Below are 15,386 nucleotides of genomic sequence, written 5' to 3'. Positions count from 1 at the left end.
GCGGGACTCTTCTTATCGGGTGACGCTGGCGGATGCACTGGCGGGACTCGCCGAGCTGGCCGTGGGAGCCGGTGCGCTGGACACCTGGACCAGATCTCCATCGTTCAGGAATCCGGCACCGCGCACGGCTACGGCGTGACTGGCATCCAGACCCTCCTTGATCTCTATGCGGCCGAGTTCGATGCGGCCGGTTTGCACGCGCACCAATTGGACGCGCTGGTCGTCGCCCACGCGCAGGACGTGGGCAAAGCCGTCGCGCATGACCACGGCCTCCTGGGGCACGGTGAGTGCTTCGCCCTGAGACAGTTCGAAGTGGCCGCGGGCGAACATGCCGGCGCGTGCCACGGAGCTGCCCGGCAGATCGACATAGACCAGACCATAGCGTGTCTTGGCGTCTATCGTGGGCGCGAGTTGGCGCACTTTGCCGGTGACCTGGTTACCTCCGGGTAGCTCGATGGCCACGGTTTGACCGGCGCGCACGCGTGTCAGGTCTTCGGACGAGACTTCGGCCCGCCACTCCAGCCGGCCACGTCGCACCAGGCGGAACAGCTCGGTGCCGGAGCCAGCCACTTGCCCCACGGTGGCAGGGCGGGCCGAGATGACGCCGTCATCCGGCGCGAGCACCTGGGTGTTGCGCAAACGCAAGCTCTGGCTGGCAACCGCCGCACGGGCTGCGTCGGCGCGGGCGCGCGCCGCTTTCTCTGCGGTGAGGTATTGAGTGACCTGCTGCTGGCTCAAGGCGCCGCTGGAGGCCAGGGCGCGGGCGCGTTCAGCATTTCCGCTGGCCTCGGCGACAGCGGCTTCAGCTTCAGCGAGGCTGGCACGGGCCTGCGCCTGATCCTGCTGCACAGTCGCCGTGTCAAACGTGGCCAGTACTTGCCCCTTCTTGACGTTATCGCCCACATTGACCCGCAATTCCGCCAGACGCAGGCCGGGCACGTCGGCGCCGATGCTTGCTTCCTGCCAGGCGGCGATATCGCCGTTAGCGGCGAGCGTGTCGGCCATGGGGGTACGCTGGGGTTTTTCCGCGGTGATGGTGAGTACCGGACGCGCCGCGCTGGCCGCGGCCTGCGGTGCACCGGTGGATTTTTCGGCGCCACAAGCGGCCAGCAGGGCGGAAAGGACGAGCGCGCAAAGCAACTTTGGGGATGGCATGGGGTGGCTATACGTGTGAAGCGCAAGATGGTGGCCAGTCTGGCGACCATCCAGGAAGCGAAAGAGCATAGGGGCGCGTCGTTCACAACACAAGTGTTGTGAACGAAAGTGTTGCGGCGAGATGAGCAAAGCCTAACCGAAGACCACTTCCCAAAGCTTCTTGATGGCTGCGCTTTCCGTGGCGACGCTCTCCGGCGGAACCTGGGTGGGTTCTTCGTTGAGCCGCGCCTGGTGTTGCACGCGGCGCAGTTGCCGGTACGCATCACCAGCGGCGGACCCCACGCCCTTCGGCAGCAAGCCGGCATTTTCCGCGCGCTGCAGCAGGGCGATGTTGCCCAGGTTCGGCTCCAGTTCGGGGTGGGAGGCTGTGTGGGCAAGCAGCAGGTACTGCATGGCGAATTCGGCGTCGACCATGCCCCCGGGACTGTGCTTGACGTCGAAAAACCCCTCCTGCACGGGCCGCGCATGTCGCATTTTTTCGCGCATGGCGACGATCTCGGCCTTCAGAGCTTCGGCATCGCGTGGGGCGGTGATCACCGCATGGCGTACCGCATCGAAGCGCTCGGCCATGCTCTTTTCGCCGCAGACAAAGCGGGCGCGGGTCATGGCCTGGTGTTCCCAGGTCCAGGCGGTGTTGCTGCCGCGCTGCTGCTGGTAGTCCGCATAGCCCTCAAAGCTGGTGATCAGCAGGCCGGAATTGCCATTGGGACGCAGCGCAGTGTCGATCTCGAAAAGATCGCCTTCGCCCGTCTTCACGGTGAGCCAGCTGATGAGCTTGCGCACGAAAATGGAATAGATTTCTGGCGCGGATTCGTCTTCATCGTCGAATACGAACACGATATCCAGGTCGCTGCCGTAGCCTAGTTCCTTGCCGCCCAGTTTGCCGTAGCCGATGATGCCGAAACGAGGCTCCTCGCGATGGCGCTGTTTCAGGCGTGACCAGCACCAGCTGGCAGTGAGGCGCAAGATGGCGTCGGCCAGGGCGGAGAGGTCGTCGGCCACTTGCTCGACAGTGATGCGGCCTTCCACATCACGCACCAGCGTACGGAAGACTTCCGCGTGGTGGGCACGGCGCAGCAGATTCAGCAGATTTTCCTCATCGTCCTCGCCGCCGCGGGCCAGGGCGATGCGCCGCTCTTGCAATTCGCGCTCGAAGATGGCGGGGTCGAATCGGCTGCTGAGCAGCGCCGGGCCGGCCAGCTCGTCGATCACGCCGGGGTGTTGCAACAGGTACCGCGCCGGCCAGCGCGCGGCGCCCAGCATGCGCAGCAGGCGCTCATGCACAGCGGGGCGCTCCAGCAGCAGCGCGAGGTAGCTCTCGCGCCGCAGCAGGGGCTCGACCCAGTCGGCCAGGCGAATGACCGCGTCGCTGGAGACTTGCCCCTCGCGCAGCCACTCTGCCGTGCGCTGCAGCAGGCGCAGCAGACGCTGCCGGGCTCCCTCCCGCAGTGCCAGCACGCGTGGATGCTCGCGCCATTGGGCCAGCCGTTCACGCACGACCGCGGGGAAGAGCTCCAGCACGGCGTCGAAATCTGCAGCGGGGACGGATCCGCTCGCTTTTTGACCGTTGCGGGAAGGCTGGCAGTTCTTGCAAGGGGTGTCTCCCCCCAGCAGGCGGTCGAACTCCTGGGCCACGAACTCGCGGTGGGCGTCGAGTTCGGTAAGAAAGGCGCAGCAGCCTGAATAACCCATGCTTTGGGCGATCCAGTCGAGGTCGGCGTCTTCGGTAGGCAGGATATGGGTCTGTTGATCGTCCAGGTACTGGATGCGGTGCTCCACGCGACGCAAGAAGATGTAGGCGCGCGCCAGCGCATCTGCCGTGTCCTGGGGCATCAGGCCGGCGCGGGACACGCGCCGCAGGGCTTCCTGCGTGGGGCGGGTGCGCAATTCTGGAAACTGTCCGCCGCGTACCACTTGCAGCAGCTGTACCGTGAACTCGATCTCGCGTATGCCGCCGCGCGAGAGCTTGACGTCGTTGGCGCGTTCCGGCCGCCCGGCGCTGCGCTTGGAAGCATGATTGCGGATTTGCTGGTGCAGCGCGCGCAAGGACTCGAACACGCTGTAATCGAGGTACTTGCGAAACACGAAAGGCAGCACCACACCGCGCAGGTCATGGGCCGAGCCGCTGTTGATGGCGCTCTGTGGCGCCACGACACGGCTTTTCAGCCAGGCGAAGCGCTCCCACTCGCGGCCCTGCACCAGCATGTATTCCTCCAGAGCGTCGAGTGAACACACCGTGGGGCCGGAATTGCCGTTGGGGCGTAGCGCCAGGTCGACGCGGAAAACGAACCCGTGTTCGGTGGTGTCGCCGATCAGGCCGTAAATCAGCTTGACGGCCCGTGTGAAATACTCGTGAACCGAAATACGCCCGCGTCCCTCGGGTGTGCCGGCCGTTTCGCCGTCTTCGTCGTAGACGTAGATCAGGTCGATGTCGCTGGAAACGTTCAGCTCCCGCGCGCCCAGCTTGCCCATGCCGATGATCCACATTTGCGCGCGCTGCCCGGCCGCAGTCATGGGGGCTCCGTGGCGCTCGTCGAGCTGGGCGTAAGCTTCGTTGCAGGCGGCTTCGAGCGCTATTTCGGACAACTCGGTCACGGCCTGGGTGATTGTTTCCAGCGGCGCGTCCTGCTCGCAATCGATCACGACGAGGCGTTCCATGACCAACTGGCGCAGAATACGCAGCGCGCTACCGATGTCATGACCGCGCGCGGTCAACTTTGCCAGACCATCCAGCATGCTTGCGCGCGTGGGAGACCCTGGTAAAAGAATGGTTAATTCTTCCTCATAACGCCTGCGAAGGCGCTGTACCAGCCGCGAATGCGCGGCGAGGCCGGGGTCATTTGTTGCTGCCGTTAACAAAGATTCACGGTTGTGGAAAGAACCTTGCACGTCGGTGCGGGTCATAATTTCTTTCTATTCCTAGAGTCCGGTGTCCGTAGGGGACTGCCCTTTGATTGGGTTTGCACTGCGGTACATTGGGCTCGTCATCGCCCCAGTTGAAGCCGTTGGTCCAGTCTTACATCAAAGCCGCCGCCATTTCCATTCGCTGGGTATTGCGCGGCGCCTGCGTGGTGCTGATCCTTTTGCTCATTGCCTGGGGTGCGCTCCATTGGTTCATTGTGCCGCGAATCGACGAATTCCGCCCTCGGCTGGAGCGAATCGCCTCGCGCATGGCGGATGCTCCCGTGAGCATCGGTGTCGTTAAGGCCCAGTCGAACGGTTTTGTGCCCACGGTTTCCTTTCACGACGTGCGTGTGCACGACCCATCGGGGCGTCCCGGCCTGGTGGTGCCGCACATGTTGGCAGCGTTCTCGGTGTTGTCTCTGGGCAAGGGAGAGCTGGAGCAACTGGTGATCGACGGCGTCGAAGTAGAGTTGCGCCACACGCAAGACGGACGCCTCTTGGTCGGAGGCATCGATTCCACGGGCGATTCGTCTAGCGACGAAGCTGTGGCTGACTGGGTTTTTTCGCAGCCTGAAGTTCTGGTGCAGAACGGTCGCGTGCGCTGGGTGGACGAGCGTCGCTCAGTTCCGCCGGTGGTGCTCTCAGGTGTGCAGTTCGTGGTTCGCAACGGCTTCGGCCGCCATCAACTGCGCCTGGATGCCACGCCAGAGTCATCCTGGGGAGACCGTTTCACGCTCATTGGCCAATTTCGCCAGTCCGTGTTCGCGTTCCACCCTGGTCGCTGGAGAGACTGGGGTGGGCAGGTGTTTGCCGACCTTGGCCGCGCCAACGTGTCGCAACTCCGCCAATACCTGGACCTGAAGGACGATTGGGGTCTGGATATTCAGGCCGGCGAGGGTGCGCTCCGATTTTGGGCGGATGTGGAAAAAGGGCGAGTCACTGGCGCCACTGCCGATGTGGCATTGAGAACCGTCTCGGCGACCTTTGGGCCGAATCTGGCGCCGCTCGCGTTTGCTTCGCTCACCGGACGTATCGGTTGGCGTAGCCCAGGTGCCGGGGCGGGCATGGAGTTGAGCACACGAGATCTCCAGTTCGTCGACGCGGACGGCCTCAGCTGGCCTGGCGGCAACGTACAACTGCACTATCGCGATGGCACTGGAAGCGAGCCGGCGGGGGGTGAGTTCACGGGCGACCGGCTCGATCTGGCCGCGCTGGCCAAGATCGCTCAGCGCCTGCCCTTGCCGCCCGCAGTGAGCCAAAGGCTGGCTGAACACCCGGTGCAGGGTCTGGTTGAACGCATTGAGGCCCGCTGGGACGGCCAGCCGGATGCTCCGAAGGACTGGCGCCTGCAGACGAAGGTGAGGGCCTTGCCGTGGGCGCCCTGCCGGCAGCGCCGCGCCAGGATGGTGTGCCCGTAGAGGGCGTTCCCGGCATTGATGGCGCCGATCTCGAATTGCAGGCAACGCCCGCTGGCGGCACCCTTTCGCTGCAGGTCAAGAACGGCGCACTCGAGTTTCCCGGCGTGTTCGCTGAGCCGCGCATTCCGCTGACGGAGTTCAAGGCCGTTTCGCGTTGGCAGGTGAAGAACGGGCAGATCGCGATCGACCTCGACCAACTGGCGCTGCGTAACCAGGATCTCACGGGCACCTTTCGTGGCCGCTGGACGACCTTGGCTGGCAAGACGGAGGCCGATCGTTACCCGGGCGTGCTTGACCTGACCGGCACTTTTAGCCGTGCCAATGGCGCCCGCGTGCATCGCTACTTGCCGCTGGGCATTCCGGCTGAAGCGCGCGAGTATGTGCGACACGCCATTCAGAAGGGTGAAGCGCGGAATGTGGCGGTGCGCGTCAAGGGAGACCTGAATCAGGTCGGCAACAAGATCCCGGAGCCCGGTAGCCTGTTCCGGTTTGCGGGTCAGGTGCGCGGTGTGACCATGGCCTACGTGCCTCGCCATCTGCAGCCTGAAGGTCAGGCGCCTTGGCCGGCCTTGGAAGATCTGTCGGGCGAGCTGATCTTCGATCACAACACCATGCAGGTCAAGAATGCGAGCGGTGGCGTGCAGGGGCACCCGGGCTGGCGTTTCACGCGCGTGCAGGCTGGCATTGCCGACCTGGGCCATACCCGTGTGCTCGTGGAAGCCGAGGGGAGGGGTGCGCTGACGTCGGCACTGGGCATCGTGAATGCTTCGCCGGTGGGGGGCTTCATACAGCATGCGCTCGATCGGGCGACCGCCAGCGGAGATGCGGGCTTGCTCCTAAAACTGGATCTGCCGGTGGAAAACATCGACAACGCCAAGGTCGAAGGCAGCGTGAGCCTGATGGGCAATGATCTCAGCATCACGCCTGAAGTGCCGCGACTCGCGCAGGCACACGGAGCGGTGGTTTTCAGTGAAGCCGGCTTTGCCGTCCGGGATGCGCGCGCTGGCGTGCTGGGCGGTGAGGTGCGCCTGTCGGGAGGCACGCAAACCGGCGAGCGAGCCGGCTATACGGTGCTGAACGCCACGGGCACCGCCAGTGCGCAAGCTCTGCGCGAGATGACGGATTGGGCGCCGCTGCCTGGAGTGGCCGCCTCTGCAACGGGTAGCGCGGGTTATGAGGCGCGCATCGAGTTTCACGCGGGGGAGCCGCAGGTGCTGGTTACCAGCGATCTGCGAGGCATGGCCTTCGATCTGCCCGCGCCGCTCGATAAACCGGCAGGCGCCGCCTGGCCACTGCGCTATGCAAGCGGCCCTGCTGCGGGTGCCGAGGGGCGCACAAGACTTGAATTGACGGTGGCGGACCGGTTGGCGGTGGAGTACGAGCGCGAAGCTCAATCGGGCCAGGTGTTGCGCGGTGCCATTCGTGTGGGTTCGCAGGCCGCACAGAAACAGGAGTTGCCGGGCAGTGGCGTGGCCGCGCACGTGAAGCTGCCGCGTCTGGACGCCAGTGCCTGGGACACAGCACTCGCCCGCATGTTCTCCAGCGAATCAGCCACGCCAAGTGGCAATACAGCTGACAAGCCGAGCCAGCCGAAGTCCCTGGCCGAAAGTGGCTTCATTCCCCGTGTCTGGACGCTGAATACTGGAGCGCTGCTGCTGGATGAACGCACGGTGCATGACGTGTCTGTGAACGGCACGCGTGATGGCAGCACCTGGCACGCTGATGTGCAGGCGCGCGAGCTGGCCGGCCGCCTTTCCTACACAGAGGGCGCTGATGGTCGCGCGGGCAAACTGGTGGCGCGGCTGTCTCGCCTGTCCATTCCCGCAGGCGCAGAGGATCAGACCGTGCTGTCACAGCCCCCGGCGCACATGCCTGCGCTCGATATCGTCGCTGAAAACTTCGAGCTGCGCGGCAAGAAATTGGGGCGGCTGGAGGTTAACGCCGTCAACCACGACGTGGCGCCCGCCCGGCAGGCGGGAGCGCTGCAGGCATGGGAGCTGACTCGCTTGGCGCTGCATGTACCGGAAGCCGTTTTTATGGCTACTGGCCGTTGGGATGTTCTGGCTCGTGCGCCCGCACTGCCGCTTGACCCTCGTGCACCACGCGCGCCGGAAGACCCGCGCCGTACCAGGCTCGAATTCAAACTCGACATTCGCGACGCCGGCGCCTTGCTGACACGTTTCGATATGCCGGGTGTGTTGGCGCGGGGTGAAGGGGAACTGCGAGGCGATCTGAGCTGGCGGGGGGCGCCCATGTCCCCGCACTATCCCAGTATGGGCGGTCAGTTGCATCTGGACGTGGGGGCCGGGCAATTCCTCAAGGCCGATCCAGGTGCGGCCAAGCTGTTGGGGGTGCTGAGTTTGCAAGCCCTGCCGCGCAGGCTGACGCTGGATTTCCGTGATCTTTTTTCAACCGGCTTTGCCTTCGATTTCGTGCGCGGCGATGTCACAGTCGCCCAAGGCGTGGCACACACCAACAACCTTCAGATGAAAGGTGTCAATGCTGCTGTGCTGATGGACGGTCGCGCAGACATCGACAAAGAAACGCAGGATCTGCGGGTGGTGGTGGTGCCCGAGATTGATACGGGGACCGCCGCGCTTGTGGCCACTGCCATTAACCCGGCTGTCGGACTGGGGGCTTTCCTGGCGCAGTTGGTGCTTAAACGGCCGCTGATCAAGGCCAATACGCAGGAATTCCACGTTGACGGAAGCTGGGACAATCCAGCCGTGCACAAACTCGACTCATCCGCGCAGAGGGGGGCATCCCCGGGTAAGGACAAACCATGAAATCCGTTGCGGCCCAGAACCCGGAGGGCAAGGTGTGAGGACACGCGACGCATCGCGATTCACCGGGGTGCTGCATGAACGGTGGATCCTTCCACGGCTGGGTTGGTGGCGGCAGAAGTCGTCTGCGTGGCGCAAAGGTGTGCGTGACTTGACGCGGCGGCTCTGGCGTGCCGACACTCGCTGGCTGTTGTGGTTGCTGCTGGTGGCCCTGGTGGTCTTGGCGCTGGGTATCTTGGTGTGGCTGGCGCGCGGGCATGAGATGGACCAGGTCCAGCGTGAACTGGATCGCGACAACACGGATGCCCTGATGGACATCCGTGCCGGTCTGGTGCGAAATCTGCAAAACTTGCATGGCTTGAATGCCGCGGCGGCAACACCCGAAGCATGGGCCCGTCATGCCCATGATCAACTGCTCGAGCACCGTGAATGGCTGCGGCTGGAGTGGCGCAGCCCTTCCCTGCAGTTGCTTGCAGAAGCTGACAGCCCCTACTTCGCACCGCTGTCCGAAAATGTGATCGATACGGAAAGCGACTTGGCGCACGTCTGCGCCATTGCGTCTCGTCTGGACAGCGGGGCTTATTCGGGGAGTCGTTTCGTCTCCTTGTCTGCCGGGAGAGGCCTGGAGATCATGAACCTGTGCATGCCCGTCCGTTCTGGCACCCGACGGATAGGCTACGTGGTGGCGACTTACTCACTTAGCGGCATTCTGAGCAGCATGCTTGGCGAGGCGTACACGCGCCGGCAGCAGGTCTCATTCGCGGAGCTGGACGGTACACGGCTGGCCACCTTTGGCGCATCACGGCGGGGCAGCCGCATTTTCACTTCGGAGCAATTGCTCGATCTTCCCGGTGTGACGATGGTGCTGCGCATGGACGGCTGGCGTTCAGCGCCGGACATGCTGCCTAACGTACTGACGGCCTTGGTGACTACGCTAACCATCGCACTGATGACGGTGCTGATTTTGCTTTCTCGCGATTTTCGGCGCCGGCAAAAGGCTGAGAATGCGCTTGCTGAAGCGTTGGCCTTTCGCAAGGCGATGGAAGACTCTTTGGTCACTGGCCTGCGCGCACGCGACCTGGAAGGGCGCATCACCTATGTCAACCCGGCCTTTTGCGACATGGTTGGTTATACCGCCGAGGAATTGGTGGGCCGTGAGGCGCCGGCCCCGTACTGGCCACCCAACATGGTGCGGGAGTATGGCCAGCGCCAAGCTGTGCGGCTAGTGTCGGGGCACACGCCTCCACGCGAAGGGCTTGAGAGCGTGTTTCAGCACAAGTCTGGCAGGCGGTTTCCTGTACTCATTATTGAGGCGCCGCTGATCAACGCCCTCGGCAAGCACGCTGGCTGGATGAGCGCCGTGCTGGACATGAGCGAACAGCGCCGCATAGAGGAGTTGCAGCGCGCCAGCCGGCAACGTCTGCAAGCCACCGCGCGCTTGTCTGCGGTGGGTGAAATGGCCTCCCTGCTGAGCCACGAGCTCAACCAGCCGCTGGCGGCGATCTCAAGCTACGCCACGGGCAGCCTGAATTTGCTGGCCGGCCAAGACGCCGCGCAGGGCAGCGAGAGCCATACCATGCAAGACGTGCATGTGGCGCTCAGCCGTATTGCAGAACAGGCAAACCGGGCAGGGCGCGTGATCAACAGCGTGCACGATTTTGTGCGCCGAGGTGGTCATGCACGTGAGGCTATCGCGCCCGGGGAGATCATCGAGGCGGCGCTGCCGCTGATGCAGATGCACGCACGCAAATTGGGTATTGATGTACAGGTGGCCTGCGAAGACGGGCTGCCAGACATCTGGTGCGACCGCACATTGATCGAGCAGGTGCTGTTCAACCTGGCTCGCAACGGCATGCAGGCGATGTCCGAGGAGACTGGGGACGAGCGAAAACTTACACTGTCTGCGCGGTACCAGGCGGCTGGCGCACCTAAACGCGGCTGGATCGAGTTCTCGGTGGCGGACCAAGGCGCAGGCATCAGCGACGAGGTGGCGCGCCAACTGTTCACACCGTTCTTTACCACGAAGGCCGAAGGCATGGGCATTGGGCTTTCAATGTGCCGCACGGTGGTCGAGCAGCACGGTGGCGCACTCGACTACGCACCAAATCAGCCACGAGGCACCGTGTTTCGGTTTACCCTGCCCGCAATGGCCGCTGGCACTGCAACCCTTCCCAAGCGCGGGAGTGAAACGGACTGAAGCCTCGGCTGCGTCCAATGACGGAAGGGGCAAGTGACGCGAACAATGTGTTGTCCGCGCGTCTTAGTGCGTGGACTCGGGTGGTTAACGGACGAGCAGCACCGGCACGCCGCAATTGGCCAGCACTTTGGTGGCTACCGAACCCATGACCAGGTTACCCAGAGCGCCGTGGCCGTGTGAACCCATGATCAGAAGATCATATTTGCCGGCATCGGCGAATTTGGCAATGGTTTCGCCGGCAGGGCCGATTTTGGAGCTGCCTTTGACTTTCAACTCGTGGCGGGCCAGGTACTTGATAACGGGATCAAGCACTTTGGTCGCTTCTTCGGCGTAGTAGGCATCTACAGCCTCGCGGCCCACGGCTGCGCGCGCGCGGTGGCAACGCTGCCTGCACCGTCAGTGCGGTGAACTGGTGCTCCCCGCTGGCGAACATTTCCAGGTGCGTGGTCAGGTAGGCCAGCATTTTTTTTGTGTACGGGCTGCCGTCAACGGCCAAAAGAATCTTCACGTTTTTTCTCCTTGATTGGTATGGAATCGACTGTGTGAGTCTACGGCCTGTGCCGGGTTCCCGAAAAAAACTCAGAAACGCGCTCAACTAACCGTGATCAGGCACTTGGACTGGAACGCCTCCTGTTCGCCCTTGCCGGCGTAGCCCAGCGGGTTGGCGACGACACGGCAGCGGCCTTCGCGATAGTCCAGGGCGCAGTGTAAGTGACCGTGCAGCCATAGGTCCGCCATGGGCAGCAATTCGTCCAGTGCGTTGCAGAAGCCGGCCGTACCGGGGGTCAGGCCGTAGCGCGGGTCGGCACTGCGCAAACTGGGGGCGAAGTGCGTGACAGCGACGGTCGGGCCGTCGAAAGATTCGGCTAAGGCAGAACGTAGCCAGGCTTGGCACTTGATCGCGTGGGCGCGCATCTGCTCGGATAGGAACAGTTCGCCGTCGCGCATGGTGGCGGCTTGCCGCAAATAGTAGTCTGCGGCGCGAAAGGCCTTTTCACGGGCCCGCAATTGTTCGCTCAGGGTGGCCGAGGGGCCGCGTGGCACGAGCGCGTCGAAATCGCTCCAGAGGGTGGTGCCTACAAAGCGAACGCCATTGAACACCAGGCTTTCACGTTCCAGCCAGATGAGTCCGAGGCGCTCGCACGTGGCGCGCAAACGGACGTGGGTTTCATCGAAATCGAGGTTGTCGTATTCGTGGTTGCCGGGCAAGTAGATGACGGGTGTCGGCCAGCCCCCGTACTGAGGCAAGGGTGAAAAGCGCGCCAGGCCGAAGTCGGTGTCGCCCAGTGCGGGCAGGGCGGAACCTCGCTGGTAAGAGCCGATGTCTCCCGCGAGCACCAGGACGTCTGCGCCGGACGCGGGCTCGAGTTTGAAGTGGGGTTGTGTTTCCAGGTGGAGGTCGGAGAGGAGCTGGATTTTCACGGGTCTCTTGGGGTTTGGTTTGGGTTAGTTTCCCATGAATCCTTTGTGTGGGGTTTTAGACTGCTTTGGGGTACCTTTGGGGTGCTAATTACCTTCTGTTTTTGTGTTTAGGTCGTATGCCGGGATGTGCGCCCGGCAGCGCAGTTACTTTTTTTGCTCCGCCAAAGAAAGTAACCAAAAAAAGGCGGACCCCACTGGACGTGTCCCTGCGCTTCGCTTCGGGCAACCTGCGGTACTCACGCGAGGGGAGGCACTGCGGAACTCACTTCGCTCACTGCGTTCTCTACGTTCAAACAACCGCAGTGAGTCAGTTCACGAAGCAAGGGCATCTTGCAGTGCCCTTTCCCTTCCCTCGCGCTCCGTTCCTCGGCACGTCCAGAGGGGCAGGGGACCTGATTCGGGCCATTGCTTCGCTCGGCCTGGTTTTGCCCCTTCCCCTCCTGGGGGAAGGTTGGGATGGGGGCACGCGCGGCGCTGAAATGTCCCTATAACAGCCGCTTCAAATACCGTCCGGTATAGCTTGCCTCGTTGGCCGCCAACTGCTCGGGCGTTCCTACGCCCACGACTGTTCCACCGCCGGCACCACCCTCGGGCCCCATGTCGATCAGCCAGTCGGCTGTCTTGATCACGTCCAGGTTGTGCTCGATCACCACAATGGTGTTGCCAGCGTCGCGCAGTTGATGCAACACCTTGAGCAGCAGGTCGATGTCGGCAAAATGCAGGCCGGTGGTGGGTTCGTCCAGGATGTAGAGGGTGCGGCCTGTGTCTCGCTTGCTAAGTTCAAGGGCGAGCTTCACCCGCTGGGCTTCACCGCCTGAAAGCGTGGTGGCACTCTGGCCTAGCGTGATGTAGCTCAAACCTACGTCAAGCAGCGTCTGCAGTTTGCGTGCAATGTTGGGCTGGTCCTTGAAGTAGGCGTGCGCTGCTTCTACGGTCATGTTCAGGATCTGGGCAATGTTCTTGCCTTTCCACTGAACTTCAAGGGTCTCGCGGTTGTAGCGGTGGCCGTGGCAGACGTCGCAAGGTACATAGACGTCCGGCAGAAAGTGCATTTCCACCTTTACCACGCCGTCGCCCTGGCAGGATTCACAGCGTCCGCCTCCGCTGGATTGAGGCACGTTGAAGGAGAACCGTCCGGGGCCGTAACCGCGCTCCTTGGCGGTGTTGGTCTCGGCCATCAATTCCCGAATAGGGGTGAAGAGGCCCGTGTAAGTGGCGGGGTTGCTGCGCGGCGTGCGTCCAATGGGGGATTGGTCTACGGCAATGACTTTGTCGAATTGCTCCAGGCCTTCAATGCCTTCGTTGGGCGCCGGCTCGTCATGCGCGCGATGGATCTGGTGCGATGCCGCCTTGTGCAAAGTGTCGTTCACGAGCGTGGATTTGCCTGAACCGGAAACGCCTGTCACGCAGGTCAGAAGACCAACGGGAAAATCTACCGTAACGTGCTTGAGGTTGTTGCCGCTGGCCCGCACGATGCGCAGCACGCCCTCGGGGGCATGCGCGTTGTCCTCCGCTTCGTGAGGACGCATCAGGGTGGCAGGTGGCTCGCGGCGCTTGGGGACTGCAATGCTGCGAACACCGCTCAGGTATTGCCCGGTCACTGAATCTGCAGTGGCCGCCACTTCTTCGAACGTTCCCTGGGCCATGACGCGGCCGCCGTGTACGCCCGCACCAGGGCCCATGTCGATCACATGGTCGGCGGCGCGGATCATGTCTTCGTCATGCTCGACCACGAGCACGCTGTTGCCAATGTCTCGCAGATGCTGGAGTGTGCCAATCAGTCGGTCGTTGTCCCGCTGGTGGAGGCCGATGCTGGGTTCGTCCAGAACGTACATGACGCCCGTCAGGCCGCTGCCAATCTGACTGGCCAAGCGAATGCGCTGTGCCTCGCCACCACTCAGGGTTTCGGCGCTGCGGTCGAGGCTGAGGTAATTCAGCCCCACATCGTTCAGGAATTTCAAACGGTTGCCGATTTCGCGAACCACCTTGTCGGCAATTTCGGCGCGGGCCCCGCTCAGGTGCAATTCGTCGAAATAAGCCTTTGCTTCGCCCAGCGTGACGTGGCTGATCTCGTAAATGGCACGGCGCTGGGTGCCTTCGCCCAGCTTGACGCTGCGCGCCTCGCGCCGCAGCCGCGTGCCGCCGCAGGATGTGCAGGGCTGGTGGCTGCGATAGCGGGACAGTTCTTCGCGCACCACCTGTGAGTCGGTTTCACGGTAGCGCCGTGACATGTTCGGCAGGATGCCTTCGAAAGGATGCTTTTTGTTCACCTTCTTGCCAGCAGACAGGCCGGAATCGAAGGTGTAGCTGAACTTGATCTCTTCCTCGCCCGAGCCATGCAATATCACGTGGCGCACGGCCTCAGGCAGTTCTTCGAAAGGTGCTTCCGCGTTGAATTTATAGTGCTTGGCCAAGCTCTCGATCAGCGCAAAATAATAGCCATTGCGCCGGTCCCAGCCCTTGATGGCGCCGCTGGCCAGGCTGAGCGTGGGAAACGCCACCACGCGATCCGGATCGAAGAACTCCATGGTGCCGATGCCGTCGCAGGTGGTGCACGCACCCACGGGTGAGTTGAATGAGAAGAGTCGGGGCTCCAGCTCGGCAATGGAGTAACCGCACGCCGGGCAGGCGAAGCGAGCGTTGAAAAGATGCTCGCGGCCGGTGTCCATTTCGAGCGCAATGGCGCGGCCATCTGCCAGGCGCAGCGCGGCCTCGAAGCTGTCGGCTAGGCGCGAGGTCATGTCTGGCCGCACCTTGATCCTGTCGATCACCACGTCAATGTCGTGCTTTTCGGTTTTTTTGAGTAGGGGCAGATTCTCGGTCTCGAAGGTCTGGCCGTCTACGCGAAAGCGAACGTAGCCCTGCACCTGCATCTGCTCGAACAGCTCGACGAATTCACCTTTTTTCTCGCGCGCCACCGGCGCGAGGATCATCAGACGAGTGCCTTCGGGCAGCGCCAGGGCAGAGTCCACCATTTGGCTCACACTTTGCATGCTCAGAGCCAGATCGTGCTCCGGGCAGTAGGGCGTGCCGGCGCGGGCGAACAGCAGGCGCAGGTAGTCATGAATCTCGGTGACCGTGCCTACCGTGGAGCGCGGGTTGTGGCTGGTGGCCTTCTGCTCGATGCTGATAGCCGGGGAAAGTCCCTCGATCAGATCGACGTCGGGCTTGTCCATCAGTTGCAGGAACTGCCGCGCGTAGGCCGAGAGGCTTTCGACATAGCGGCGCTGCCCCTCGGCATAGAGCGTGTCAAACGCCAGCGAAGATTTGCCCGACCCGCTGAGCCCGGTGATCACCACCAGCTGATTGCGCGGAATATCGAGGTCGATGTTCTTCAGGTTGTGCGTTCGGGCCCCGCGCACGCTGATGCGTTGGGCACGCAAGGCGGCGCCAAGGTGCTTTGAGTCATCGGCCTCGGGGGCAGGAGTCTTCGGCGTAGGGGGAATGCGGGCGTTCAAGATGGAATGAGGCTAACCAGGACAACATTCCATTATCGACGGGACTGGG

At 63.0% G+C, this 15,386-nt stretch carries 7 protein-coding genes and 1 pseudogene; 3 read left to right on the top strand and 5 right to left on the bottom strand.

The window, feature by feature from the left end:
- Nucleotides 1-12 precede the first annotated feature (12 nt).
- Nucleotides 13-1,155 (bottom strand): efflux RND transporter periplasmic adaptor subunit, encoded by a 1,143-nt coding sequence (locus tag AAAK34_RS01100; RefSeq protein WP_231697019.1) that lies wholly within the window; start codon nt 1,153-1,155, stop codon nt 13-15.
- 132 nt (nt 1,156-1,287) lie between these two features.
- Complete coding sequence (glnE, locus tag AAAK34_RS01095; protein WP_431777645.1) at nt 1,288-4,059, bottom strand: bifunctional [glutamate--ammonia ligase]-adenylyl-L-tyrosine phosphorylase/[glutamate--ammonia-ligase] adenylyltransferase; 2,772 nt, start codon at nt 4,057-4,059, stop codon at nt 1,288-1,290.
- Nucleotides 4,060-4,151: 92 nt separating this feature from the next.
- On the opposite strand from glnE, the gene AAAK34_RS01090 reads away from it, so the two are divergent.
- Genes AAAK34_RS01090 through AAAK34_RS01080 form a run of 3 tightly spaced genes read left to right on the top strand, consistent with a single transcriptional unit; the run spans nt 4,152 to nt 10,457 of the window.
- The gene (locus tag AAAK34_RS01090) at nt 4,152-5,477 is read left to right on the top strand and encodes a YhdP family protein (protein ID WP_431777644.1); all 1,326 of its coding nucleotides are present in this window, start codon (nt 4,152-4,154) and stop codon (nt 5,475-5,477) included.
- Entirely contained in the window at nt 5,432-8,263 is a 2,832-nt protein-coding gene (locus AAAK34_RS01085) for a YhdP family protein (protein WP_431777643.1), read from the top strand. Before AAAK34_RS01090 ends, AAAK34_RS01085 begins: the two co-directional genes overlap by 46 nt.
- 34 nt (nt 8,264-8,297) lie before the next feature.
- Complete coding sequence (locus tag AAAK34_RS01080) at nt 8,298-10,457, top strand: sensor histidine kinase (RefSeq protein ID WP_431777642.1); 2,160 nt, start codon at nt 8,298-8,300, stop codon at nt 10,455-10,457.
- 84 nt (nt 10,458-10,541) lie between these two features.
- On the opposite strand, the pseudogene AAAK34_RS01075 reads toward AAAK34_RS01080, so the two are convergent.
- The 3 genes and pseudogenes from AAAK34_RS01075 to uvrA all read right to left on the bottom strand — a co-directional run bounded on the left by AAAK34_RS01075 (nt 10,542) and on the right by uvrA (nt 15,325).
- Nucleotides 10,542-10,965 (bottom strand): annotated as a pseudogene (locus AAAK34_RS01075) (universal stress protein).
- Nucleotides 10,966-11,048: 83 nt separating this feature from the next.
- A complete protein-coding gene (locus AAAK34_RS01070; RefSeq protein WP_231697024.1) occupies nt 11,049-11,879 on the bottom strand; it encodes a metallophosphoesterase in 831 nt (276 codons plus the stop codon).
- 485 nt (nt 11,880-12,364) lie between these two features.
- Nucleotides 12,365-15,325 carry an excinuclease ABC subunit UvrA gene (uvrA, locus tag AAAK34_RS01065; protein WP_231697047.1) on the bottom strand — a complete coding sequence of 987 codons (2,961 nt, stop codon included), beginning with the start codon at nt 15,323-15,325 and terminating at the stop codon, nt 12,365-12,367.
- Nucleotides 15,326-15,386 lie beyond the last annotated feature (61 nt).

Source organism: Ottowia caeni, assembly GCF_050821495.1.
In the GTDB taxonomy this organism is placed as follows: Bacteria; Pseudomonadota; Gammaproteobacteria; order Burkholderiales; family Burkholderiaceae_C; genus Ottowia; species Ottowia caeni.
This window is presented reverse-complemented; position numbering and strand designations above follow the sequence as displayed.

What these genes read in the sequence shown, in the direction of transcription:
- glnE (WP_431777645.1), bottom strand. Translation starts at nt 4,059, where the DNA reads ATGACCCGCACCGACGTGCAAGGTTCTTTCCACAACCGTGAATCTTTG.
- AAAK34_RS01100 (WP_231697019.1), bottom strand. Translation starts at nt 1,155, where the DNA reads ATGCCATCCCCAAAGTTGCTTTGCGCGCTCGTCCTTTCCGCCCTGCTG.